Origin of the sequence: Cecembia rubra (assembly GCF_003014575.1) — a bacterium.
In the GTDB taxonomy this organism is placed as follows: Bacteria; Bacteroidota; Bacteroidia; order Cytophagales; family Cyclobacteriaceae; genus Cecembia_A; species Cecembia_A rubra.
The window spans coordinates 1-25,951 of sequence record NZ_PYGF01000020.1 but is presented as its reverse complement, the minus strand read 5'-3'; the positions used below and the strand labels follow the sequence as shown (position 1 = coordinate 25,951).

General features: G+C 38.6%; 23 protein-coding genes and 2 pseudogenes. 9 read left to right on the top strand and 16 right to left on the bottom strand.

Annotated features, from left to right (window positions below; all coding sequences use genetic code 11):
* Positions 1–121 precede the first annotated feature (121 nt).
* The 5 genes from CLV48_RS20020 to CLV48_RS20000 all read right to left on the bottom strand — a co-directional run bounded on the left by CLV48_RS20020 (position 122) and on the right by CLV48_RS20000 (position 4,479).
* Positions 122–1,234, bottom strand: a complete 1,113-nt coding sequence (locus tag CLV48_RS20020) for a glycosyltransferase (RefSeq protein ID WP_106569079.1) — start codon at positions 1,232–1,234, stop codon at positions 122–124.
* Positions 1,231–1,797 carry a polysaccharide deacetylase family protein gene (locus tag CLV48_RS20015; RefSeq protein ID WP_245889624.1) on the bottom strand — a complete coding sequence of 189 codons (567 nt, stop codon included), beginning with the start codon at positions 1,795–1,797 and terminating at the stop codon, positions 1,231–1,233. The genes CLV48_RS20020 and CLV48_RS20015 overlap by 4 nt, the downstream gene beginning before the upstream one ends.
* Positions 1,798–1,862: 65 nt before the next feature.
* Complete coding sequence (locus CLV48_RS20010; RefSeq protein WP_106569090.1) at positions 1,863–3,074, bottom strand: PP2C family protein-serine/threonine phosphatase; 1,212 nt, start codon at positions 3,072–3,074, stop codon at positions 1,863–1,865.
* Between the two features lie 4 nt (positions 3,075–3,078).
* Positions 3,079–3,333, bottom strand: a complete 255-nt coding sequence (locus CLV48_RS20005; RefSeq protein ID WP_106569077.1) for a hypothetical protein — start codon at positions 3,331–3,333, stop codon at positions 3,079–3,081.
* Between the two features lie 33 nt (positions 3,334–3,366).
* Entirely contained in the window at positions 3,367–4,479 is a 1,113-nt protein-coding gene (locus CLV48_RS20000) for a glycosyltransferase (RefSeq protein ID WP_106569076.1), read from the bottom strand.
* A gap of 21 nt (positions 4,480–4,500) precedes the next feature.
* Here CLV48_RS20000 and ruvC point away from each other — a divergent pair, with 21 nt between their 5' ends.
* A complete protein-coding gene (gene ruvC / locus CLV48_RS19995; protein ID WP_106569075.1) occupies positions 4,501–5,076 on the top strand; it encodes a crossover junction endodeoxyribonuclease RuvC in 576 nt (191 codons plus the stop codon).
* Here ruvC and CLV48_RS19990 read toward each other — a convergent pair.
* Positions 5,073–5,618, bottom strand: a complete 546-nt coding sequence (locus CLV48_RS19990; protein WP_106569074.1) for a porin family protein — start codon at positions 5,616–5,618, stop codon at positions 5,073–5,075. The two genes, ruvC and CLV48_RS19990, sit on opposite strands and share 4 nt — an antisense overlap.
* A gap of 230 nt (positions 5,619–5,848) precedes the next feature.
* Here CLV48_RS19990 and CLV48_RS19985 point away from each other — a divergent pair, with 230 nt between their 5' ends.
* Positions 5,849–7,150 carry a parallel beta-helix domain-containing protein gene (locus CLV48_RS19985; protein ID WP_106569073.1) on the top strand — a complete coding sequence of 434 codons (1,302 nt, stop codon included), beginning with the start codon at positions 5,849–5,851 and terminating at the stop codon, positions 7,148–7,150.
* A gap of 4 nt (positions 7,151–7,154) precedes the next feature.
* On the top strand, positions 7,155–8,282 hold the full coding sequence (locus CLV48_RS19980) for an SO2930 family diheme c-type cytochrome (RefSeq protein ID WP_106569072.1): 1,128 nt from the start codon (positions 7,155–7,157) through the stop codon (positions 8,280–8,282).
* 183 nt (positions 8,283–8,465) lie between these two features.
* Here the strand turns inward: CLV48_RS19980 and CLV48_RS19975 are convergent, their stop codons facing one another.
* From CLV48_RS19975 to CLV48_RS19940, 8 genes and pseudogenes are all read right to left on the bottom strand, one after another.
* Positions 8,466–9,062 carry a porin family protein gene (locus CLV48_RS19975; RefSeq protein ID WP_106569071.1) on the bottom strand — a complete coding sequence of 199 codons (597 nt, stop codon included), beginning with the start codon at positions 9,060–9,062 and terminating at the stop codon, positions 8,466–8,468.
* Between the two features lie 102 nt (positions 9,063–9,164).
* Positions 9,165–10,235 carry an alanine racemase gene (locus CLV48_RS19970; RefSeq protein ID WP_106569070.1) on the bottom strand — a complete coding sequence of 357 codons (1,071 nt, stop codon included), beginning with the start codon at positions 10,233–10,235 and terminating at the stop codon, positions 9,165–9,167.
* A gap of 1 nt (position 10,236) precedes the next feature.
* Positions 10,237–10,677 carry a GNAT family N-acetyltransferase gene (locus CLV48_RS19965; RefSeq protein ID WP_106569069.1) on the bottom strand — a complete coding sequence of 147 codons (441 nt, stop codon included), beginning with the start codon at positions 10,675–10,677 and terminating at the stop codon, positions 10,237–10,239.
* Positions 10,670–12,112, bottom strand: a complete 1,443-nt coding sequence (locus CLV48_RS19960) for a sodium:solute symporter family protein (protein WP_106569068.1) — start codon at positions 12,110–12,112, stop codon at positions 10,670–10,672. Before CLV48_RS19960 ends, CLV48_RS19965 begins: the two co-directional genes overlap by 8 nt.
* Positions 12,113–12,248: 136 nt before the next feature.
* Positions 12,249–13,151, bottom strand: a pseudogene (locus CLV48_RS19955) (BF3164 family lipoprotein); the annotation flags it as partial.
* A 515-nt stretch (positions 13,152–13,666) separates the two neighbouring features.
* Positions 13,667–14,416 carry a succinate dehydrogenase/fumarate reductase iron-sulfur subunit gene (locus CLV48_RS19950; RefSeq protein WP_106569066.1) on the bottom strand — a complete coding sequence of 250 codons (750 nt, stop codon included), beginning with the start codon at positions 14,414–14,416 and terminating at the stop codon, positions 13,667–13,669.
* A 27-nt stretch (positions 14,417–14,443) separates the two neighbouring features.
* Positions 14,444–16,378, bottom strand: coding sequence for a fumarate reductase/succinate dehydrogenase flavoprotein subunit (locus tag CLV48_RS19945; RefSeq protein ID WP_106569065.1), 1,935 nt, complete (start codon positions 16,376–16,378; stop codon positions 14,444–14,446).
* Positions 16,379–16,389: 11 nt separating this feature from the next.
* Entirely contained in the window at positions 16,390–17,070 is a 681-nt protein-coding gene (locus CLV48_RS19940) for a succinate dehydrogenase cytochrome b subunit (protein WP_106569064.1), read from the bottom strand.
* Positions 17,071–17,328: 258 nt separating this feature from the next.
* On the opposite strand from CLV48_RS19940, the gene CLV48_RS19935 reads away from it, so the two are divergent.
* The 3 genes from CLV48_RS19935 to fabD all read left to right on the top strand — a co-directional run bounded on the left by CLV48_RS19935 (position 17,329) and on the right by fabD (position 21,518).
* Complete coding sequence (locus tag CLV48_RS19935; protein WP_106569063.1) at positions 17,329–20,118, top strand: T9SS type B sorting domain-containing protein; 2,790 nt, start codon at positions 17,329–17,331, stop codon at positions 20,116–20,118.
* A complete protein-coding gene (locus CLV48_RS19930) occupies positions 20,115–20,540 on the top strand; it encodes a thiol-disulfide oxidoreductase DCC family protein (RefSeq protein WP_106569062.1) in 426 nt (141 codons plus the stop codon). The genes CLV48_RS19935 and CLV48_RS19930 overlap by 4 nt, the downstream gene beginning before the upstream one ends.
* 102 nt (positions 20,541–20,642) lie before the next feature.
* Positions 20,643–21,518: an ACP S-malonyltransferase gene (gene fabD / locus CLV48_RS19925; protein ID WP_106569061.1), complete on the top strand. Its 876-nt coding sequence runs from the start codon at positions 20,643–20,645 to the stop codon at positions 21,516–21,518.
* A gap of 3 nt (positions 21,519–21,521) precedes the next feature.
* Here the strand turns inward: fabD and folK are convergent, their stop codons facing one another.
* Complete coding sequence (folK, locus tag CLV48_RS19920) at positions 21,522–22,025, bottom strand: 2-amino-4-hydroxy-6-hydroxymethyldihydropteridine diphosphokinase (protein WP_106569060.1); 504 nt, start codon at positions 22,023–22,025, stop codon at positions 21,522–21,524.
* A 70-nt stretch (positions 22,026–22,095) separates the two neighbouring features.
* Here folK and sppA point away from each other — a divergent pair, with 70 nt between their 5' ends.
* Positions 22,096–23,856, top strand: coding sequence for a signal peptide peptidase SppA (gene sppA, locus CLV48_RS19915; RefSeq protein WP_106569059.1), 1,761 nt, complete (start codon positions 22,096–22,098; stop codon positions 23,854–23,856).
* 23 nt (positions 23,857–23,879) lie between these two features.
* Here sppA and CLV48_RS19910 read toward each other — a convergent pair whose 3' ends face one another.
* Positions 23,880–24,770: a flavin reductase family protein gene (locus CLV48_RS19910; protein WP_106569058.1), complete on the bottom strand. Its 891-nt coding sequence runs from the start codon at positions 24,768–24,770 to the stop codon at positions 23,880–23,882.
* Between the two features lie 95 nt (positions 24,771–24,865).
* On the opposite strand from CLV48_RS19910, the gene CLV48_RS19905 reads away from it, so the two are divergent.
* Positions 24,866–25,726 (top strand): endonuclease/exonuclease/phosphatase family protein, encoded by an 861-nt coding sequence (locus CLV48_RS19905; RefSeq protein WP_106569057.1) that lies wholly within the window; start codon positions 24,866–24,868, stop codon positions 25,724–25,726.
* Positions 25,727–25,773: 47 nt separating this feature from the next.
* Positions 25,774–25,951 (top strand): annotated as a pseudogene (locus CLV48_RS20970) (IS256 family transposase); the annotation flags it as partial.

Here is a 25,951-nt window from a genome sequence, read left to right as displayed (position 1 = left end):
TTTCAATTGCTTCCCTATCAAGTATTGTTTTCCAGAAATGCCTTTGAACTCATTTCAAAAACTTTCTTTTAATAGCATAAAATGCCTTTCCTTCCTGAAATCCGAACTCAAACTTGGGACATCAATACTTCCTTCCCTTCCAATCTATTTTGGACGGCCAAAAATAATAAACTATAGTGGACCAAGCTGTAATCAAATAATATATTTCAAAAGACAGAAAATCAAGGATTTTTAAATAGGTCTTTGTTTTCGAAGCAAAACGGTAAATAAAAAAGCCTTGTATTAACACTTTAGAAAGCCAAAGTATAATTCCTTCAAAAGGATGTAAAATTATAAGTCCCAAAATAGCGGGGAAAAACAACACCTGAACAGACAAAATCAGCTTCCAAACAAAAGGCAAAGTCATTGCGCCATGCATCCATCGTTTTCTCTGGGACAATAACTTTTTGAAATCACTTTGTGCTTTTGTTTTGACCAAATTCCCTAAAGACACTTCATGAATATTTCGGAATCCTTTCTTCTCTACCTGCCTAGCTATTTCAAAATCCTCCGTCAATGAAAATGGAATGCCTTCAAATCCACCCACGGCCCGATAAGCTTCTTTTGAAATCAGCATATTATTCCCCATAGATGTAACTGAAATCCCCAAATCTCCCATTACCTTGACCATCCCAAGAGTAAGCCACCAATCCAATGCTTGCATCTTATGAAAAAAACGTGAACCACTCACTGTAGTGATCCCAGTAATCATTCCAGCTTTGGTCCTGAGCCAAGTTTGGGCCATATGCATGGCCCAATTTGGGGAAATCTCACAATCTGCATCTGTGAACAAAAGTATATCTCCTGATGCTAATTTGGCCATTTGACTAAGAGCATTGGCCTTTCCGTTCATTTTGGAATCGGCCTCATGTCCTTGTATTTCAACAAATTCTGAATATTGGCGTTTTGCAGACCAGTTTTGAAGAATTTCTCCTGATGCATCTGAACTGTTGTCATTGCCCAAAATGACCTGAACCTTATTTTTTGGGTAATCCAATTGATCAAGCGAGGTTAAAGTTTTGGGTAAATTTCCTTCTTCATTTCGGCAGGGTATGAGAATGCTGATTTGGGGTAATCCATTTTCAATAAACCTCTCTTCTCCAAATTCTTTGAAATTAAAAGTCAGCAAAAAGGTAAGAGCCAAATCCTGAATCAAGAGTATGGTCACAACAAATATGGACAAATGTAGGATCATAATTTCCCCGTTTCGAAACCTTGATCCTGAATATATTCCAGAAAATCAGGTAAGACTGCTTTTATTACTTTTTCAGTTTTTTGTTGGTCATGAAAAAGAATAACAGAACCCTTTTTAGTATGCTCCTTGGTTTTGGTTAGACATTTATGGAAACTTTGATCTGGGTCATAATCCCCTGTAATCACATCCCACATCACTATTTTGTAATGTTGCTTTACCTCCTCCAATTGTTTTCTGGTAATTTTTCCATAAGGAGGTCTGAATAGGCTTGGGCTAATTCCGGTGACAGAACTGATTTCATCCTGGCAAAGCTGAATTTCTTCAAAATATTTTTTGTCTGGTGTCCGAAAACCATCTACATGATGATAAGTATGGTTACCTATGGCATGACCTGCTTCAAAAACCTCTGCTGCTAATTGTGGGGATTTCCCCACATTATCCCCAACCATAAAAAAAGTGGCAAGCATTCCCCTCTTGGCCAATTGATCTAGAACGAAATCAGTAACCCCAGGCACTGGCCCATCATCAAAAGTAAGGTAAATCACACTTTCTTCTCTGGACATGTGCCAAATCATTTCATTAAAAATCTTTGGAACAAATGAAGGAATGTGATGCAGCCAAACCATAGTTATTGAAATCTAATTGTCAGGAGAGTTATATCATCTCTTTGTTCGGCCCCACTTGAAAAATCCTTCATTTCCTGAAAAAACAAATCATGGAAGCGCTTCGGGGCCATACAATTCTTACTTCTTATGAACTGATGAAAACGCTGGTCCCCAAATTCCTCCTCTTTCTTATTGATGCTCTCAGTAAGTCCATCTGTATAAAGGTGAATGGTAAAACCTTTGAGATATGATCTTTTTCCCAACTCAATAAACGGTAAGGCTTCAAATGCACCCAAAATGGTGGTTCCCGCACCTAGAAACTCAGTCCTGTTTTCTCCTTCCCAACACAATACCGGTGGGTTATGGCCTGCATTTACATAAACAAGTTCCCTGTTTTTATAATTATAATATCCAAGAAAAAAGGTAATAAACCGCTCACCTTTTGTATTTTCAAAAATGGTATAATTCAATTGTTCCACCACCATTTTCAAATCAGAAGTACTGCGTAACAAAGTCCTCAAAGCTGCCTGAAAATTGGACATCAATAGTGCAGCTGGCATACCTTTCCCTGAAACGTCAGCAATACAAAAGAAGACTTCATCTTCTGTTTTTTGGATCAGGTCATAATAATCCCCTCCTACTGTCGAATGCGGCACATAGGTAACCTTAGCAGCAAGTCTTGTGCTATTGGGCAGAGTAGCTGGCAATAGCATTCGCTGAACATTGGAAGCTATTTCCACTTCTTTTTTCAACCTTTCCTGCTCCAATTGCTTTTTGGCAAACTTTTTATTTTCCAAAGCTACAACCAGAATATTGGCCAATGCCTGTGTAAAATCCAGATCCAGTTCCTCCTCTTCTGATTTCTTTTTCAGAAATAAAACTGCCAATAATTTCTCTTTATGATAGACAGGCAGGTAACTTTCAAGTTCTGAAAATGAAAAATCCTTGGGAACTTCCAATTTCAGTTCTCCAGATTCCTTACTGTAAGAAATATCTGATAAATTAAAATACTCTGGAACTTTATTTTTGAGCCCATGACTGATCATTTTGTCATATCTCTCCTCCTGAATCATGTAAAGTAATAGGGATTTGATATTCAGATGTACCAGGCAGGTAAACTTGAAAATATCCAAAAGCACAGTAGCAGGCTTATTCTCATTAATTGCCTGTGTGATTTCCAAAAGAGATTTAAGCTCAAGTTCTTTTTTGCGATATTTTACAGACTGAACACTCATAGGATTATAGTCTACCATTATGGGCCATCAACCCTTTTTTGGTTGCTAAAAAATACATTTCTTTTCCTAAGTCTTGGAGGCTTTCAATTTCAAAAATTTCATCATCAGGACCTTTGAGGCACTTGATGAATGATTTTTTGTACAAAGAATCCAAAGTGGCCAAAAGCCGGTCTTCAGCCCAACCCATGGTCTCCTTGAGATAATCAAAGTGCTGCACAAAGTATAACTCATCTAAAAGATCAAACTCTTCGTCTGTCATGTTCATTATATTTCAGCTTTAAAATTAACTTAATTAAGAGGATTTTCTGCCCTTCCATTCAAATTTTCCAAACATCGCCTTAAATCCTACAGCAACTACATAAATTGGATGTAGAAGACTTGAATAAAGATATACCGGAAAAGGATGACTGATATGAAAATGCTTTAAAACAGTCCCTAATGTTTCCCTTTCAAAGGCAATTTTAATTGCCCAGATATACAAAAACAATACCAGTCCCAAACCTCCTTGAAGTAAAAAGCCCAGACTGGACAGGAACAGCAATTGAATCAGAAAAGGTATCAAAGAAATTCCCAAGTGGGTGATATCTCCTTTATGAAGCCTCCATTTTGATGCCCATCTTGTCCTTTGCCTCAAAAGCATCTCCCAATTTTTTTCAGCTTGGGTAAGCACTCGATTATTTTGATTGTAAACGCATGAATCTTCTCCGAATCTTTGAACAAACTTTTTTAGTAAAAACTCATCATCCCCTGAAAGGTGGTGCAGGTTTTCCTGATACCCATTGACGGAAATAAAAGCACTTTTACGATATGCCATATTTGCTGCGCTGCACATAATTGGCTTTTTAATAAAAAAACCCATTTGGGTTACTGTCAAAATACTTGCCCATTCAATTTGTTGGAAACGCTGCAAAAAGCTTTGCTTCTCCATACTGATGACTGGTCCAGCCACAAATTGAATTTGCTCCGAGCTAAATACCTGTAAATATCCCTCTATCCAACCTTTTGGCAATATACAATCCGCATCAGTTGTAAAAATCAACTCCCCGCTAGCCTGATTTATTCCAGTTTCAATCGCTGCCTTTTTACCTTCCCCTTTGGAAGGAAGAATTAAAATCTGTAGATCCAAATCATGATTTTTTCTTTCAATCTCCTCTAAGATTGCCCTTCCATCATCTGTACTATGATCATCTATGAAAATCACCTGAAAAGGCCTATGATCCAAATGGAGGATGGAATGAAAAATGGCGTCCAGGTTCTTGGCCTCATTTCTAAATGGGACAAGTAATGTAACTGACTTAACTGAAAGTAATTCTGTATCCGGATGACTTGATTGTAACCATACATACTTTAAGTATTTGAGCATTCCTGCATAAAGTATAGGAAACAACAGGTATAAAGTTACCATGAATTCATTTATCTTGCGGTGATGAGTAAAGAAGGGAAAAAAGCGACAAAGGAAAAAATTATTTTAGGAATTGACCCTGGCACCAACATCATGGGTTATGGACTGATTTTGGTTGAGGGCAATAAATACAGCATTATTCAATTTGGCGTCATACATCTGAAAAAATACAGTGGGCATGAATTGAAACTAAAGAAAATTTTTGAGCGAATCACTGGATTAATTGATGAATACCACCCGGATGCGGTAGCTTTGGAAGCTCCTTTTTATGGAGAGAACGTGCAATCCATGTTAAAGCTGGGAAGAGCTCAAGGAGTGGCCATGGCAGCAGCATTAGCCAGAGAGATTCCAATAGCTGAATATTCCCCTAAAAAAGTAAAGCAATCTGTAACTGGAAATGGAAACTCCTCTAAGGAACAGGTAGCTGAAATGCTTAAAACCTTATTGCATATAAAAGAAATCCCCAAACTTTTGGATGCTACTGATGCTCTGGCAGTTGCATTATGCCATCATTTTCATGATGGACGCCTACAGACCAGAGGAAGATCTGCAGGCTGGAAAGCATTTTTGGAGGAAAACCCCACTAGAATCAAAGACTAAAAGGATTTTCCGACAGATATCTTAAATGCCCTATTCTTTACATTTTGATCAAAATAGTTGAGATTGAGTAGCCCAAAATCATAAGATAGCTGAAAGTTCATATCATAAGGAAGTTTAATTCCAGCCCCTAGGACAGCAGCAAAGTCATATCCTCTTAAAATATTTTTATCCTTAGAGCTAAAATTTCCTTCAGAATAATTTCTGGACAAGGTAAGTGAGCCCTGGGGACCTGCAAAAACATTGAAGATATCCTCAAAATGGTATCTTACCAAAACGGGAATATCGATATAATTCACATTCTCTTTTATTTCCAAATTATTGGATTTAAAACCTTTTTGAGAGAAAAATAAACCAGGTTCAATGCTAAAGCCTGAATTTAAATCAAGATCATAGTAGGCTCCAAGATGCATACCAATCCTGGACTCATAATCAAAGCCCTGAAAATTAGAAATATTGGCTCCAGCTCTAACCCCAAACTGCGCAAATACTTCAGATGAAACAATCAAGCAAAGCAATAAAGTTATCAATGATAATTTCCTCATAGGTCGGTTTATATTTAATATTAAATACTTTTGAATGATCAAATCTCAATTTGAAATCTGATTCCTTTCAAAAGTTAGGCCAAATTAAAAGAAACATTTGCAAAGTTGGTCCAATGGGGCAAAAATTCTTTCCTTCACTTTAACCTAAAACAAATCAAACCAGCTGGTTGGATTCTTTAGATAAATGCTATATTTTTAACTACTTTCTTTTGACTTGACCAAGCATATCTATGAAAAAACTCCAAATTTTGTCCATAATAGCATTTTTGATTTTTATAAGTTGGTACACCCTGTCCTGTACCAGTTCCACAACTGAAATGACCTATGATTCAAGCAAACTCAGAAAAGCATCAGCAGAAGAGGTAGAAAAAATTGTAGAAGCAGTTATCCTGGCTAATGACGGGGACCTCATTGACATTCCTGAAGGTTATTACAGCTTCAAAACACAATTGATTTTGGACAACAAAAACAACATTCAGATTAAAGGGCAAGGGATGGACAAGACTGTACTTTCATTTAGGGAGTTAAAAACCGGTGGTGAAGGGGTCAAACTAGTTGGAAACGATATTCTCATTCAGGACTTAAGTATTGAAGATGCCCCTGGGGATGGTATAAAAAGTCAGCATTCTGATGGCATCACTTTCAGGAGAATCAATGTAACATGGACCAATGGGGACAAGTCAAAAAATGGAACCTATGCTATCTATCCAGTACAATGTAAAAATGTAGTAATCGATGAATGCATCGCTTCCCATTCCAAAGATGCTGGAATTTATGTGGGCCAATCTGAAAATATCATTGTCAAGAACTCCCTTGCTTTCGGTAATGTGGCCGGCATAGAAATCGAAAATTGCGATAATGCTGAAGTATTTGGAAATACCGCAAGAGACAATGCAGGTGGCATTTTAGTATTCAACCTTCCTGGTCTTCCAAAATCAGATGGTAAAGGGACTAAAATTTATAATAACAACGTCTATTCCAATAACCATGTCAATTTTGCCACTCCATTGGGAGAAGACCCCAATGGAAATACTGTTACTATGATCCCTCCAGGTTCAGGCATTATACTTCTTGCAGCCAAGGATGTGGAAATATACAATAACCGAATTCATAAAAATAAAACAGTAGGGATAGCCATCGCAAATTATCATGTAACCGGATTTCCAATGGATGCACCTAACTGGTCCCCATTCTCATCTAATGTTTTTATTCACAACAATGATTACGAAAGGACATTAAAACTACCTGACTTGTCCAAGGAATTTGGTCAATTGATATTCATATATAATGCCCATGGGAAAGGCAAAACCCAGGATATCATTTATGATGGATTTTTTGATAAAAATATCAGTACAACTATTCAGACTAACCCAATGAATATATGTCTACAGGAAGAGGAAATTAATAATCTCCATTTCACTTTATTTGACCTTTGGGAAGGTGAAAAAAACATCAAAGCTACAAAAGATTATAACCCTTTTGTTTGTAAAACTGAAGTTGTTACACAGGTAAAGCATCTTTCTCTTCGATAATCCTATGAGAAAAAAATCCCTTTTGAAAACACTTTTCTATTCACTGATCCTCTTTTCAATTTTGGAATGTACATCCAAAGAGAAGGAACATATTGAACTTTGGGATGCTTCTTTGATTAGCGATATCGACCTGCCTTATAAAAACATCAACGCAATAGATCTTAATGAAATTCCTTTTGACAACCTTTCAGATTATGGTTTTTTTCAAGGGCTTATCAGAAACCTAGATCCAGTTGAAGGAGTATTGCTGTATGAACCGGCATCTTCTTTGTTTACTGATTATGCTTTTAAATCCCGCTTTATCTGGTTGCCTAAAGGCAATTCGATCACTATACAAAATGATGTTGAAGGAACTTTTGATTTTCCTGATAACACCATATTGATCAAAAATTTCTATTATCCTGTCGATTTTTCTCAACCGGAAGGGATTAGGAGAATTCTGGAAACCCGCTTACTTGTCAAACAGAGAGGTACATGGGAGGCATATCCATATATTTGGAAAGATGACCAAAGTGATGCCCAATACAAAGTAGCAGGGGCAGAGATAAAAGTGCATTGGAAAGACTATAATGGAGATCAGGTAATGATCAATTATTTAGTTCCAAACAAAAACCAATGCAAAAGTTGCCATAATATCCATGAACAACTGGTTCCCATAGGTGTCAAAGCCAAGTATCTCAACCACACTATCGTCCATAAAGAGGAAAGTGAAAACCAGTTGCTGAAATGGGCAATAAGTGGAAAACTCAGCAATTATTCCAAGGAAAAAAGGTACCCCAGCATGGTCAATTATCAGGATACCTCCCAACCATTAGAACTCCGCGCTCGGGCCTATTTGGACATCAATTGCGCACATTGCCATCGCGCTGAAGCACCAGGGAGTACTTCAGGATTATTTTTGACCTATGAAGAAATGGACCCTATGAAATTGGGTATCCTCAAAACTCCCGTTGCTGCAGGTTTTGGAGCTGGAAGTTTTAAATTTGACATAGTCCCAGGAAAGTCTGATCAATCCATCCTTACCTACCGCATGGGCACCAATCTGGTAGGTGCAGCCATGCCCGAATTAGGCCGTGTATCTGTACACCAAGAAGGCTTAGAACTTATCAAAAAATGGATAGATGAAATGTGAAATGTATTATCTGCCATACTTTACGCTTCTTTATACCAAATCCTGCAATCATTAATTTAACCCATCAAAATAAAGCAGGGAACCACAAATAAGGTAAAGACAATTTATAAAAAAAATGCCTGGCACTGATTATTAATTAGATCAATGCCAAGGCAAAATTAATGATTAAATATTTCTGAGATTTTAGAATGTATAACCAAGAGAGATCTGAAAACCTCTGTTATAAACATCCGTATTGCTGCTTTTAAATACTGGACTTAAGCCATAATTATAGGATCCTTGTACATTTAGGCCCTTCGGCAAATTATATCCAATTCCCAGAATCATTCCAAAATCCCTTTCATGTACGTTATCTGTATCAAATCTTATTGTAGAACCAAAAAGATCCCCTTCAAATTTTGAAGATGTCAAGAATGAAACCTGTGGACCTCCAAAAACATTCAATCCTTCCGTAAGATGAAGACGCAATAGTACGGGGATATCAATATAATTAAGGACAGCACGTGAATTTACAAAGTCCTCATTGCGGGTTCCTTTCACTGAAAAATAAACCCCAGGCTCCAATGCTATCATACTTCCAAAATAAAAGGAATTGTACAAACCTGCGTGAAAGCCAGTTCTTTGCGAATAATCATCATCAGCAATATCACCTCCTCCAAATGTAGAAAAGTTAACACCTCCCCTTACACCAAATCCTCCCCTATCACTTGGACGATTTTGGGCATAGGACAAAGAAACTGACATGACAACCATCATGATAAATAAACTAAGTTTTTTCATAGAATTAGTTATTGGTATGAAGGAGGCTATTCCAATATTATGCCAAAGCACTTTCAAAATTATTTTTTCACCTATTACGGGTTAATTTTCAGCAAAAATTATCTATTTCACCAACTTATCTACATAACTGGAGTTAAGAATTCCTAGTGCCCCCATATATTTTAATCCAAACTTAACTGTGTCACCTACTTGGTAATTTTTAGGGTTTTCCCCCAAATTCAAAATCAACATGTCTGAACTTGCACCTAAGATTTCGAATTCCCCATCCTCAGGAATCAAATACTTTGGATCTACATCAAGCAAACCAATATCAAGAATAGCCCTGTAAGAAGTTTTCCCAAAAAGAGATTCATCAATCTTCACCGTTTCACCTTGAGGATTTGCCGCGATTATTCCTGTTGGCACCATTGGCTTCTCCTGCATTTCAATAATTTCAGCATATAATTCAAATACATCTCCATGCATACCATCTATTATTTTCTCCTCAAAAAGGTCAACACCAAAGTATAGGGTCTCTCCTACCCTAAAATGGTTGACTCCTTTGGGAATTTGTTTGTTCAGTAGCAAAGGAATAGTCACCGAAGTTCCCGCAGAAACCCAAGGTATCTGCTTATTGAATTTCAATTCAATGATCTGCTTGTAAAGGGAAAGTTGGATCAATTTATCAGTAGAAGGCATTACTCCATTGAGGCAATTGAGATTGGTTCCCAAACCGATGACTTCTATACTGGGCAGTTCAAAAATCTGGGCATAGAAATCCACCAAATGGTCCCCCATGACCCCTTCCCTAAGGTCTCCTGTTTCCACCATAATTATGATTTTATGGACTTTTCCTTGCCTCTGCGCTTCCTTAGATATCCAGCGGATGGTTGTGAGTTCACTATTTAGACTAACATCCGCATACTTTACCATTTTGGATATATTTCTTTTTGAAACGGGCTTGATGTAAACTGTTTGAATATCAGGGTTTAATTCTTTGATTTTAGCAAGATTGCTGATTCTGGAATCATGAATTTCATCTACTCCCAAATCAATCAATTCCTTTAAAAACTTCCTATTTCCACAAAACAGCTTAGAAACTACTCCCCAAGAAACATTCTGCTCTTGGAATCTTTCTTTAAGAAATTGAAAATTCTCCTGAAGTTTTATCCTATTTAAGTTCAAGTAAGCCATTTTACTTCTTTAATCTCATCTCAAGGTATTTATTTGTAAAACCTAGACTTTCATAAAGTCCCTTTGCGGGATTGTCGGGTTCAACATGAAGTGCAATATCCCCATTGGCCAATTCGATTGCTGTTTGCATCAGCTTTTTTCCTATGCCTTTACCCCTATGGGAAGCATCTACAGCTATATAAACCAATATATTCTCAGGTATATATCCGGACATGCCTGTTTTATTCAACACCACAACACCAACAATATTTCCGTTTTCCCTAACCATGACCACAAAACCTCCTTTATCCACCGCTTGATCCAAAGCATAATCCAAACATTTCATGATGTACCTGTGGGGATCACCATATTTTTCCAAATGCACAAAAAGGAAATCTGCTATCTCCTTTTTCTGTAAGTAGGTGGCCTGATCTTTAGCAGATAAAGTTTCTATCTTAAGCATACTCTTTAATTTTATTTTGATTTTTAATTCTATACCCCATGCTTACAAGCAAATACATTGCTAAAGAGGTGAAAACTCCGAAAAAATTTGGATCAAGCCCCAAAATAAGCTCCCAGTCCATCATTCCAAGCCCTGCTGTCACCGCCCCACCTGAAATCATAGCAGCTATAGCAGCTTTTGGATTCCTGTATTTGGTAAAGAGACCAAATAGAATAGGCACCAATAAACCTGAAACCATAAAGGCATAACTGTACAGCATCAGATCCAGGACATTGGTCATTTGCAAAGCCAAAGACAAGGCAAGGACTCCTAAAATCAAGGTGAAAAATTGACTGTATCGGATCTGTGAATTTTCACTTTTGGGATTCATCCATTTTCCCAGCACATCGGTACTGAGATTGCCTGAAGCGGCCATCAAACAGGAATCAGCGGTAGAGAGTACAGCGGAAAAATAAGCAGCCATCATCAGTCCAAGGATTCCTGGAGGAAGAATGGTGCGAAGTAAGATGGGCAAACCCATTTCAGGGTCCATCACCTCCAAGTCAATGATCAAAAGGCCTTGTTCAAAAGCTACTTTGGATAGCAAGCCCAGAGATACCCCCATAAAAGCCATAATGGGCCACTCAAAAAAACCAGCAATAAACCAGGCTTTTTTGGCCGATTTTTCATCCCTGCTCGCAAATATCCTTTGATAGAGCGTCATGCCGATAAACCAAATCGGAATGATCGTAATACCCCAATTGGCCAGATCTTGCCAATGTAGGTTAGAAAGAGAAAAATAGGACTCTGGTAAGGTAGCCTGAATGCTTTCCCAGCCCCCCACATGAAAATAGGCCACAGGTAGGCCAATCAGGATAAATCCAAGCATCAGGATAATCCACTGTACCGTATCTGTATAGATAACTGCCTTGAGTCCTCCCAAAACGGTATACACCACAGCAATGATACCCATGAGCACCAATGCTTCTGTAAGGCCCAGTTCAACGAAAGTTCCCGAAGCCAATTTTGCCCCTGCCAATAGTTGGGAAGAGGTAAAACCCAGGTAACCCATCAATGAAATTACCGCTGCCACCAAGGCGACTTGTCTGTTGAAGAGATAGTCAAAAATCTGAGGGAAAGTGTAAAAATTGGCAAAAGCAGGATCACTCTTGACCCGAGGGATCAACACCACTGCCGCCAACCAGGCTCCCAAAAGCCCGGTAAACAACATCCAACTGCCTGATAGTCCCATCACAAATCCAAGGCCCCCTAGCCCTACTGAAAAACCGCCACCAACATCTGTGGCCACGACAGAAAGACCAATATGCCAACTGCCTATATTTCTACCGCCAACATAATAATCATCCTGATTTTTATTTTGATGCATAAAGTAGTACCCTACTCCCAGCATCAGCAACATGTACCCGACAAATATGCCGAGGTCTATGTAATGCATGAATCCCCTTCCTTTAAATCAAATAAAATTTCAAATAAATATGACTTTTCAAAGGTACAAAAAATAAAATTAGTCTAAAAGAAAGAAAACATTTATTAAAAACCGAGACAGCCACAAATTCAAAGTTCGGATTAAGTTAGAAATTAAATGCATAGACTTCTGATTCAATCCTGTCCAATCCATAGATTATTCTATTTTTCCAATCCACGGCTATAGAAGTTACAGCATGGTCCAACTCATAAAATGCCAAGGGATTGCCTTCCCAATCAATGGCTAAAATCTTCTCATGATGAATAGTGGCTTCCTCTTCTCCAGGTTTTACTATTTTACCATTAGCGTACAATAAAAAAATCAGCTCCTCACTTGCAGCCAAAGATTTGAAAGCATGCTGAGTTTTATTAAATACCCGCTTCATATATGGCGTTCCAGAGCGATCACCGATATCAAAATCAGGCACAAATTGATGTGGACCGTGAATTCTTTTTAGAAGATTAGCTTTCTCATCATACAACTCGATCAAATCTGTATATTCATAAGCCAATACCATTTTATCCTTTTCAGGATTGGAAATTAATTGGCCAGAAAAAACATCCACTGCCACCATAGGTGGCATTTCTCTGCCATAATCCGGATAATTTCCAATTCCAGACATTTCAACACCATTCTGAGAATAAACCAAAAACCTGGAAAGAGGGACAATCGCTTGAGTCGTGGTAAAAAATTGGTTATTCTTCAAATAAACTGAGTATAGAATGGGGTTCATAAATGCTATACTTTCAATTTCCTCAATTTCAATAGCGTCACCTTTGATATCGAAAAGAAATCTTTTCATTAAGGTTGAAACAACATCATGAACCCAAACTGTCCCATCCTCTAAAAAAATCAAATTAAAAACGGAGAGCGTTTCTGAAGGTCCCATTCCGTTTTCAAAAATTTCACCTATAAGCTCATTGTCCTTATGTGTATCAAAAACTTTGACATTAAAGGATTGATTTGCAGTTGATACAAATAATAGCGAATCATAAAAAAAAAATCTGAAAGGGGGAGAGCAATAATCCTAAAGCCATCTTCATTGCCTTCAGTGGCTTTATTTCCGGAATAGCATTTAGTGTAAACGTATAATCAATGTCCTTATATTTCATACCACTATCACACCCAATCAAGGACACTAAAATCAGATATAGGAGTGTTTTTTTTCATTTCTCAAAACTTTATTTCCTTTCATGATTGTCCGCTTTCTTGCCAGTAGAATCATCACAATAGCATAAACCTACGATTTCAAACCAAAATCAATGAATAACTTGTCCGCTGAGGTGGATCCAATATCTATTAATATCAGGTTGATTCAAGACCCAATTTAAATTGGTTACTGGTCTAATTGCGGATATACATAAAACTTAATTAGATGCAATTAACTTCTTAAGAAGTGCCATAAAACAATTGATCAACTCCGCTAGCACTATAAATTTAAAAAAAATCATGATGCAAAGGAAAATAGATAAAAAAAGCTGTCCCTTTTTGAGACAGCCTTATCTTGATTAGAATTTATTCCTATTAAACATTCTCACTGCTTACCACAGCAGAGAAATACTCTCTATTCATACGTGCAATATTGGAAATGCTGATTCCTTTTGGACATTCGGCCTCACAGGCACCGGTATTGGTACATGCGCCAAAACCTTCTGCATCCATTTGGGCTACCATCTTTTCTGCCCTTTCTTTTCGCTCTACCTGTCCCTGAGGCAATAGTGCAAGCTGTGAAATTTTAGCAGAGGTGAAAAGCATAGCAGAGGCATTTTTACAAGCTGCTACACAAGCCCCACAACCTATGCAGGTAGCGGCATCAAAAGCTTCATCAGCAACCCTTTTTGGAATGGGGATTTCATTGGCATCAGGTACACCACCAGTATTGACTGATACATATCCACCTGCTTGGATGATACGGTCAAATGCAGACCGGTCTACTACCAAATCTTTCATCACAGGAAAAGCCTTTGCCCTCCACGGTTCAATAGTAATAGTCTCTCCATCATTGAAAGACCTCATATGCAACTGACAGGTGGTAGTCTGAAGTGGACCATGTGGCTTTCCATTGATGTAAAGAGAGCACATACCACAGATACCTTCACGGCAGTCATGGTCAAAATGGACTGGATCTTCTCCCTTTTCTGCCAATTGTTCATTCAACACATCCAACATTTCCAAAAATGACATGTCTTTGGAAACATCAGTCACTTTATATTCTCTAAAACCTCCTTTGTCGGTATTATTTTTCTGTCTCCAGATATTTAAAGTTAAGTTCATAGCTCTAGCGAGTTTAATGCTGTTAAATTACTTATAACTCCTTTGGGTCAGCTTCACGTTTTCAAACAACAATGGTTCTTTATGAAGGACTTCCTCCTGACCTTCGCCCACATATTGCCAAGCTGCTACATAAGCATAGTTTTCATCATCTCTCAATGCTTCCCCTTCAGGAGTCTGATATTCTTCTCTAAAGTGCCCTCCGCAGGATTCATTCCTGTTCAAGGCATCATCCACCATCAGTTCTCCCAATTCAAGGAAGTCGGCTACGCGGTGTGCTTTTTCCAATGAATGGTTTAGCTCCTCATTGCCCCCCAAGACATTCACATTTCTCCAGAACTCAGCTTTAAGTTCCTTGATCATGGCCTTAGCCTTTTTCAATCCCTCTTCCGTTCTGGCCATTCCGCAATAATCCCACATGATCTTCCCCAGTTTCTTGTGGAAGTAATCCACTGTTTTTTCACCTGGAATGTCCAATAACTTTTGAATTCTGGCCTTTACTTCGGCTTCTGCTTTCTGGAATTCAGGATGGTCGGTTGGGATTTTGGTATAAGGAGTCTGTGCAAGATAATCACCTATGGTGTAAGGAATCACAAAATAACCATCAGCAAGACCTTGCATCAAAGCAGATGCACCAAGCCTATTGGCTCCATGATCTGAGAAGTTGGCCTCTCCCAAAGCATACAAACCTGGAACATTGGTCATCAAATTATAATCCACCCAAAGGCCACCCATGGTATAGTGAACCGCTGGATAAATTTTCATCGGTACTTTGTAAGGGTTCTCTCCGGTAATCTGTTGATACATATCAAACAGGTTACCATACTTTGCCCGGATCACATCTTCGCTGTCTCTAATTATTGCATCACGGAAATCAAGGAATACAGCCTCTCCTGTTTCGTTTACACCTCTACCCTCATCACATACATATTTCGCGTTTCTGGAAGCCACATCACGGGGCACCAAGTTTCCGAATGACGGATATTTTCTTTCGAGAAAATAATCCCTATCTTCTTCCTTGATCTCGTTGGCAGTGATTTGACCTTTTCTGAGTTTTTCAGCCATTTCGGCAGTAGCCGGAACCCATACCCTACCATCATTTCTCAAAGACTCAGACATCAAAGTCAGTTTTGACTGATGGTCACCGGATACAGGAATACAGGTGGGGTGGATTTGGGTGAAACAAGGATTGGCCATCAAGGCCCCTTTCTTATGAGCCCTCCAAGCAGCAGTAACATTGGAACCCATGGCGTTGGTAGAAAGGAAAAACACATTACCATAACCTCCTGTACACAACAATACTGCATGAGCGCTATGTGATTCAATGGCGCCGGTAATTAGATTTCTTGTTACAATTCCTCTTGCCTTACCATCCACAATGACCACATCCATCATTTCAGTTCTGGGATAAAGCTTCACTTTTCCATTCGCAACCTGACGGCTCAAAGCCGAATAAGCACCCAATAACAATTGCTGACCAGTCTGTCCTCTGGCATAGAATGTTCTGGAAACCTGAGCACCTCCAAAAGATCGGTTAGCCAACAATCCTCCATATTCTCTGGCAAAAGGTACACCTTGTGCCACACATTGGTCGATAATATTTACTGATACTTCAGCCAATCGGTAAACATTGGCCTCTCTTGCTCTATAGTCACCGCCCTTGATTGTATCGTAGAAAAGACGGAAAACAGAGTCTCCGTCATTTTGGTAATTTTTTGCAGCATTGATACCGCCTTGTGCAGCAATGGAGTGGGCCCTTCTAGGGCTATCCTGGAAGCAAAAAGCTTTTACATTATATCCAAGCTCTGCCAAAGAGGCTGCTGCGGAAGCACCGGCAAGACCAGTTCCTACTACAATCACATCATATTTACGCTTATTGGCAGGGTTGACCAGCTTGACATTGAATTTATGTTTGGACCACTTTTCTGCTAAAGGTCCCTCTGGAATTTTTGAATCTAGAATCATAATGATCTTGTTTAATTCATGAAATAGATATACAATGGCATGCTTGCAAAAAGTGCTGGTACAATGATGCTAAATGCCAGACCTACTTTCTTTATGGCAGGTGAATATTTTACGTGATTCAGTCCCAAAGTTTGGAATGCACTTGCAAATCCATGAGATAGGTGAAATCCTAAAAATGCCATAGAAATTACATAAAGAGCCACCAACCACTCTTGCTGAAAGGCAAATTTTACAATGGTGTACAAGTCTTTGTACTCTTCCCCATTATATTGTACTGTAGGCAAGTTGCCCCAATGCATCTGATACCAAAATCCTTGCAAATGGACCACGAGGAAAATCAGGATTATTGTTCCCAAAACCCCCATATTTCTGGAATTCCAAGCGGAGTTGGTAGAGGCTTGGCTGCTTGCATAAGGTACCGGTCTTGCCGCTTTATTTACCCTTGTAAGGATGATTGAATAAACCACATGGGCTATAACTGAAATGTATGTGAGGTAGGATAAGATTTTAACCGCTGGATTAGTGGTCATAAACTTGGCGTAAATATTAAATGCCTCTCCTCCATCATTTTTAAATAATAGCGTGTTACCCGAAACATGTCCGATCAGGAACAAAATCAGGAACAATCCCGTCAGGGCCATCAGAAGTTTTCTGCCCAAGGTGCTGCTTAAGGTTTTTGATACCCAACTCATATAGTTTTGCTTAAATTTTCGATTGGTTTTTGGTTTTATACTTTGCGGCCAAATTTACATTTGGAAAGTTTAGCAAACAATTCCAAAACAATCGATTGAACTTATTTTAAAACGTTCTAAATAGTGAATTTTTAGTTAAATCATGATTTCATTACTGTTTTTCTAACCAAGTGTTTATTTTTATTGTTTGAATAAATACCATAATTTAATCCTGATTTGATTACATTCGTATATAGACCTAAACATAGCTGGTTATTCATGAAATCAATTTTACAATTCCTCTTGGCTTTTTGTCTTGCTTTTCTTGCGGCTGTTCCATCTTTTGCTACGCATATCCGTGCCGGTGAGATAACAGCTGAGCGGGTTTCTACTCAAACTTTGACTTACAGGATAACGGTGGTAGGATATACAGACACCCGATCAAGCGTAATTTTTGGCCCTGGGGATATCAATTTTGGAGATGGTAGAGAGGTACAACTCCAAACCGAAAGCGACTTACGATTTGTCGAAGCATTAGGCAATCAGATTGAGAAAAACACTTTTGTAATCACACATACCTATCAAGGTCCTGGACAATATGTGATCCGGTTCAGAGAATTCAACAGAAATGCGGCTACCTTGAATATGGACAATTCGGTAGATACGCCTTTTTATGTAGAAACCATGATTACTATTGATCCATTTATTGGGATCAATAATTCGCCGATTTTGACCATTCCACCTGTTGATAATGGAGGAGTAAATGTCCGGTATATACACAATCCTGGTGCCTATGATCCGGATGGGGACAGCTTGGCTTACCTTTTCGATGAACTGACCGTAAGACCTAAACAAGGATTTCAACGCTTTGTCAACAATTACAGGAGCCCTGCCTCCGGACAATTCAGTTTCAACAGGGAAGATGGCTCCCCAAATCCCTTTATTTCCATGGATCCTCTCACTGGAGACCTGATTTGGGATGCCCCTGGACTTGCAGGTCAGTACAACATTGCCTTCCAAGTTCAGGAATGGAGAAAAATAGGTGGGCAATATCAAATGATAGGCTATGTGGTAAGAGACATGCAGATTATCATAGAAAACACCAATAACAGAAGGCCTGAACTCATAATTCCTCCAGACCTATGTGTGGTTGCCGGCACCAGGATAGAAGAAATCATCCAAGGTTCTGATCCCGACGGAGACCCTATTAGGATAGAAGTATTTGGGGACCCAATAGAGATCACTTCCTCCCCTGCAAGTTATGCCCCAATTTCTGTATTTCAGCCGAGCCCAGGAATCATAAGATTCAATTGGCAGACCGTTTGTAGCCATGTAAGGGAAAGAGTATACCAAGTCAGGATAAGGATTGCAGACCAACCTAGGTCAGGTCCTTCATTGGTGGATATTAGGACCTGGAACATTAAAGTAGTCGGCCCACCTCCGGTATTTGATAATATTGAACAACAGCAAGGACGGTCAGCCAAATTATCATGGGATCCTTATTCATGTGGCAGTACAGCAGAAACTATGCAAGTATGGAGACGGTTGAATTCTAATCCTTACCAGCCGGATTCCTGTGAAACTGGAATTAGGGCGGGTTATCAACTAGTGGGCACCACCAATATGAGCATTTTTGAATTTTTGGACAATAACAATGGTGAAGGGTTGGCCCCAGGCAATACATATTGTTACAGGCTAGTTGCGGCTTATCCCCCTCCAAGGTTGGGAGAAAGTATAGTCTCTGAAGAAATCTGTATTACAGTGGATGTAGATGTTCCTTTGATAACCAATGTTAGTGTTGAAGCCACTTCTCAAAACAATGGTGAAATTTTCATTCGCTGGACTCCGCCTTATGATATTGATAGGTCACAATTCCCAGGCCCATTTTCTTATGAGCTCTTGAGAAATACAGGATTGACCGGAAATCAAGGTAGAGTCTCCGTAATCACAACTACTGACACCTCCTTTACTGATACAGGCCTAAATACAGAAAATCTGGTTTATAATTATAAAGTGGTGCTTAGAGAAAACAATACAGTGATTGACAGTTCTAGTTCTGCTTCCTCTGTAAGGTTAACTCCAACTATAATCAATGAAGCCATTGAACTTAATTGGACTTTTAATGTTCCCTGGAACAATTCGGTATCACAATTCAAACATGAAGTCTACAGGAACAGAACTGACCCTAATGGGCAGGATGAGAATAATTTTGTTTTAATTGCAGAGGTTGACCCAACAGTGAATGGTTTTACTTATTTTGATGATGGAAGTCACAATGGTGTAACACTCAAAAAAGACATAGAATATTGCTACTATGTGGTCACAAAGGGAGTTTACAATGTGGACATGATTGAACTTCCCTTAGAAAACAAGTCACAAATAATCTGTGCAAGACCAGATGATGACAGACTTCCATGTCCACCTGTATTGACATTTGAAGGACCGGATTGTGCAGCGTATCTGGATGATAAGGTTTGTGGATTCAGTAGTTTTGTCCATGAATTGAGCTGGGAACCTGAATTTTCAGGTTCATGCGATGATGAATTAAGTGCATATAGGCTTTATTTCTCCTCAGAAGGTCCTGAAGCAGAATTTAACTTGGTGGGCACCTATTCATCATTTGAATTACGGGCTAGGATTACAAACCTTCCCAATTATAGGGGTTGTTATTATGTCACGGCTGTGGACCGCTCAGGAAATGAAAGTGAGCCCAGCAATATAGTATGCGTGGACAATTGCCCTAGCTATAACCTTCCCAATGCATTCACACCAAATGGAGATGGGGTCAATGACACCTTTATGGCTTTTGACAATCCATTCGCCAAATGTCCAAGATTCGTATTAGGAGTTGAAATTTTCATTGTAAACAGATGGGGCGCAGAAGTATTCAAATACAACAGTTTGAATTCTACAGAAAATGATATATTTATTCGATGGAATGGAAGGGACAAGAATGGCAATGAACTTCCGGCAGGGACGTATTTTTATACCGCTACAGTGAAATTCGATGCATTCGATCCAGCTCTTCAGGAGAAGAAATTGAAGGGTACCGTTCAGATTATCCGATGAGGATTCAGGATAAATTTGACATTGTTCTTTTCGACGGCGTGTGCAACCTCTGCAATAACGCCGTCGATTTTATTATACGAAGGGATAAGCATTCCCAGTTTAAAGTTGGTGCTTTACAGGATCCTGCGGCAAAAAAACTATTAAAAAATTATCAAATAAAAGAAGGTTACTTAGACTCCCTAATCCTGATCCGCGGAGAAAAAGTCTTCTATAGAAGCAGAGCAGCATTGGAAATTGCCAAGAAATTAAATGCTCTTTGGCCCTTATTTTATATTTTCATCTTTCTACCTGCTTTTATAAGGGATCCAATCTACGACTGGATAGCCAATAACCGCTACAAATGGTTTGGGAAAAAAGAAACCTGTAGAATTCCAAAAAAAGAAGAACTGGATAAGTTTTTGACGGAATCGGAGATTGTTTGAATTGGATCAAAAACAATTGATTATTACAAAATCTGTAAAGAAGTCCGGAACAAGTCACAATTTATTTTTTGGTATATTTGCTGCTTCAAAAAAACAAACTCTATGAAAGCATATGTTTTTCCGGGCCAAGGTGCTCAGTTTTCAGGAATGGGAAAAGACCTTTATGAAAACAATGAAGAAGCCAAGGCATTATTTGAAAAAGCAAATGAAATTTTAGGATTCAGGATTTCAGACATCATGTTTGAAGGTACTGAGGAAGAACTGAAGCAGACCAAGGTCACTCAACCTGCAATTTTCCTTCATTCTGTCATTTTGGCCAAAACCTCTGCAGACTTCAACCCTGATATGGTTGCAGGCCACTCTCTTGGTGAATTTTCTGCTTTGGTTGCCAATGGTACGTTGGCGTTTGAAGATGGATTGAAGTTGGTTTACCAAAGGGCAATGGCCATGCAGGAAGCCTGCGAAATCAACCCTTCAGGTATGGCGGCAATCTTAGGGTTGGAAGATGAAAAAGTAGAGGAAATATGCGCATCCATCGAGAACGAAACCGTGGTGGCAGCAAATTACAACTGCCCTGGACAATTGGTCATATCAGGTACAAATAAAGGTATTGAAATAGCCTGTGAAAAAATGAAAGAGGCAGGTGCTAAGCGGGCCCTTTCTCTACCTGTGGGAGGTGCTTTTCATTCCCCTTTGATGGAGCCTGCGAGAGAAAAATTACAAAAGGCTATTGAAAACACTGTATTCCATACACCTGCATGCCCTGTTTATCAGAACGTAAGCACAACCGGAGTAAGTAATGTGGAAGAAATTAAAAGAAATCTGATTGCACAATTGACTGCTCCTGTCAAATGGACACAATCAGTTCAACAAATGGTATCAGATGGTGCAACAACTTTTATAGAATGTGGTCCAGGCAAGGTTTTACAAGGTTTGGTAAAAAAAATCCATAAAGAAGCCGAAGTTTCCAGCATCTGATTCTCAGCCCGGTAAATCCGGGCCTTTTTTATACTTCAGGACAGCGGAATTATCCTTACACCTCAAAAGCAATTCCCGTATTTTCAATTTTAAACTCGGATGGATAAAGTCAGGCATAAGCTCATTCAAGGGTTCAAGGACAAATCTCCTCTGAGAAATAAAGGGATGCGGAACAATCAAATCTTTACTATCCAGACAAAGATCCCCGTAAAAAAGCAAATCAATATCCATGGTTCTGTTCCCCCATTTGACTTCTCTTTTTCTTTCAAGCCTATTCTCTACAGATTGAATGATTTCCAATACTTTATGAGGTTTCATTGAGCTTTGAAAGACAAGCACCTGATTTAAATAACTTCCAGAGGATTTGCCTCCCCAAGCCTCTGTTTCATAAATTGAGGAAGCTTCCATATTTGGGCCAAACGCTTCAATCAACAGGTTAGTAGCCTGAAAAATAAAATTAAGGCGGTCACCTAAATTTCCACCGATAATTAAAACCAGTTTTCCCATTTTCCTGTTTAATGAAACAGATCAAACATAAAGAAAAAACACTTATTTTAGCCAAATAAATAATAAGAATATGAGATTTCTAGGTAATGTTTTAGCAGTAATTGTTGGACTTTTGATTTTCTCTGTCATGAGTTTTTTCATCTTGGCAGGATTGATTGCTATCATCTCTTCTTCTGAAGATGAAGTGAAAATCAAAGAAAACACCGTACTTGTTCTTAATCTTGAAGGAAGAATTTTGGTCGAAAGGAGCAATGAAGATGACCCGGATTTTTCGTCTTTCGGACTTATCAGTTCTGTTCCCTCAATTGGATTGACCAGTTTGAAAAACGCCATCCGAGCGGCAAAGGAAAATGACAATATAAAAGGCATTTTTTTAAAATCAGGAACGCTCATGGCAGGCCAGGCAGGAATCAAAGAGTTGAGGGATGAGCTATTATCATTCAAGGAAAGTGGAAAATTCATTGTAAGTTATGCAGAGCTATATACCGAAAACGGTTATTATTTAAGTTCTGTTGCTGATGAAATTTATGTCAATCCATCAGGAATGATGGAATTTAACGGATTGGCTTCTGAAATTCTTTTCTTCAAAGGACTTTTCGAAAAACTTGAAATCGAACCTGAAATTTTCAGGGTGGGTGACTTCAAAAGTGCAGTAGAACCTTTCATGTTGGACAAAATGAGTGAAGAGAACAGATTACAGACTTCCTCTTTTCTGACAGACCTAAACAGTTTTATGTTGAATGAAATTTCTGAAAGCAGGGGAATCAATTATGATCGGTTAAAAGAAATCAATTCCCAAATGCTTGTCAGGAGGGTAAGAGATGCAGAAGAATTGGAATTAATTGATGGAATTTGGTATGAGGATCAGGTAATTGACCTGATAAAACAAAAGTTGGGTCTGGAAAAGGAGGATAAAATCAATACTATCAATGTTTCTAGAATCAATAAATCTGCCAAACCCAAATCAAAAAGTTCCAAAAACAGAATTGCTGTTATCGTGGCTGAAGGGGAAATCATGGGAGGCAATGGAGAGGGTCTGATAAGCTCTGAACGCTTCAAGGAAGAAATCCGTGCTGCCAGAAAAAATAAAAATGTAAAAGCCATAGTACTAAGAGTCAACTCACCAGGAGGTTCTGCTTTGGCTTCTGAAGTAATCTGGAGGGAACTGGAGGAAGCAAGAAAAGAAAAACCAGTTATTGCGTCTATGGGTGAAGTAGCTGCTTCCGGAGGTTATTACATTGCGGCAGCATCTGATACCATTGTTGCCCAACCCAATACCATAACAGGTTCTATAGGAATTTTTGCCCTATGGTTCAATGCCAAAGGTCTTCTAAATAATAAGTTGGGAATCACAACAGATGTAGTAAAAACCGGTGAATTTTCTGATTTCCTTAGCCCCACTAGAAGAGTAACTGAAGCAGAAAAATTGATATTTCAAAATCAGATCGAAGAAGGGTATGATATTTTCCTGGAGAGGGTTGTAAAAGGAAGAGATATGGATAAAGAAGCTGTTAAAAAAGTGGCTTCTGGTAGGGTATGGACCGGAAACCAAGCCTTGGAAAACGGTCTAGTTGATGCTCTGGGCGGTTTGGATGAAGCTATCAGGATTGCTGCAGAAAAAGCAGGTATTGAAGAGGATTACAGGGTGGTATATTACCCCGAAATGAAATCTTGGTTTGAAAGATTTATGAGCCAAATATCTAATGAAGTCCAGGCCTATTACCAAAAAGAAAAATTGGGAACTTTTTATCCGATTTATAAGCAAATAGAAGAACTCAATAAATATGAAGGCATAATGGTCAGGATGCCTTTTGATTATCACATTCAATAAAAAAGGAGCGAAATGCTCCTTTTTTATTTTTGTAACAAAACTTTCCAAGCCGTTTCCAGATCTCCCAATTCCAACTGCTCTTTGGCATATTGGTGCAAATGATCTATAAAGCTTTCCTTATCATTAATAAACCTTGTCCGCAGCTCTTTGATAACCGGATCAAGGGAAAATGCATCTATATCCTCTTGGGCCGGTAATTTTTCTATATTGCCCAACCTGCCCAGATTATTTCCTGTAAGGACTGTACTATTTTTAACATGGTCGGGGATTTGATCCACTCCAATACCTTTATTTTTTACTGGTTTAGGAATTTCAAATAGTGCAGATCCATTAGCTCTACAATACCAATCCCCTCCCATTCTGGAAACTGCATCCAATTTTCTTGGGTCAATTTTTCCAAAGTCATCAAAAATTTCATCCTTGAAATGGGCTAATACCACTTCACATATCACCAAATTACCCGCACCACCTTGATTGCCTAGAGAAATAACCTGGTTTACCTTACATTCGAATGCAACAGGGGCCTCTTTTACCCTGGGTGGCTTAATTTTTATAGATGCTTCCGCAGTCAGGCCAGATTTCACAAACTCATTGACCCCCTTATCATATTCAGTGCTTGCAAGGGACATTTGTTCAACCAATTCAAAATTGACAATATTGATCACCACCTCAGGCACTTCCAAAACATTGTCCAAGCTGTGTTTTGTAGTATTATCCCTTACTCTTCGGGATGGAGAAAAAATTAAAATAGGGGGATTGGAACTAAATATATTAAAGAAAGAAAAGGGACTTAAATTCACATTTCCATCACCATCAATGGTACTAGCAAAGGCAATCGGTCTAGGTGCAATAGCTCCTAATAATAATCCATGCAGTTGGGAAGTTTCAATCTCTTTTGGGTCAATAGTTTTCATTTGATTTTTTTTGAAATAACAAATCCTTTACCTAAACGGTTGCTTTTACTTCATTCTATTTTGCTAAATTAAAAAACCAAAAACAACCTAGACCCATGCTTAGACACATTTTCCAAAAACTGTCCGTAATTATTATTTTGTCTGTATCATTTTCTTCTTTGCCTTTAAGTATAAAAGCACAATCTTTAAACGTAGCGACTTATAATTTAAGATTTGACAATCCCAATGATATTGGTAATTTGTGGAAAGATAGATCCCCGCATTTAATCAATCAGATAAAATTTCACCAAATGGATATCATAGGTACGCAAGAGGGGCTTTTTCATCAATTGGAAGAAATGAAAAGTGCCCTCGGATTCCCTTATATTGGACTTGGAAGGGACAAAGGAGGTAAGGAAGGAGAGTTCAGTGCAGTATTCTATAATCCAGAAAAATTAATTTATGTAGAAGGTAGTACATTTTGGCTTTCAGAAACTCCTGATCTTCCAAGCAAAGGTTGGGATGCTGCATTAAACAGGGTTTGTACTTGGGGAAAATTCAGGACTAAAAAAGGGAAAAAAGAGTTTTTGGTTTTCAATATCCACTATGACCATATAGGCCAAAAAGCAAGAGAAGAAAGTAGTAAACTAGTTCTTACAAAAATAAAAGAAATAAATAAAAAGAATTTGCCAGTGGTTTTCATGGGTGATTTCAATGTTACACCCGACAACCCTGCTTACCTAACTATTATAGAAAGTTCAGATTTTAATGACAGTAGACTGATAAGTCAATTGCCTGCAATAGGAAACCAAGGAACATTTACTGGTTTCAATTGGGATAAACTTCCTGAGGGAATAATTGACCATATTTTTGTCAGTCCCAAAATAAAGGTTCATAGACATGGCATATTGACAGACAATTACGGAATGAAATATCCTTCTGATCATTTTCCTGTTATGGCAGAGATTTCATGGTAAATCATTAGAAAACCTTTATGCACAAATGGCTGCGTTGAATTTGAAACAAGATCAGAAAATACACTTAAAACAAGCTCTCTTTCCCAACTAATGATGCTGTTATGAAGTCTGTTTTCCTCGCTGCTAGAGTAGCATCGAAAAAATGGACTATGCCCATTCGAGACCGGGGCACTATTCTTATCGGTTTCCTGATGATATTTGGTGATTGGGTCTGGCTTCTTGAAA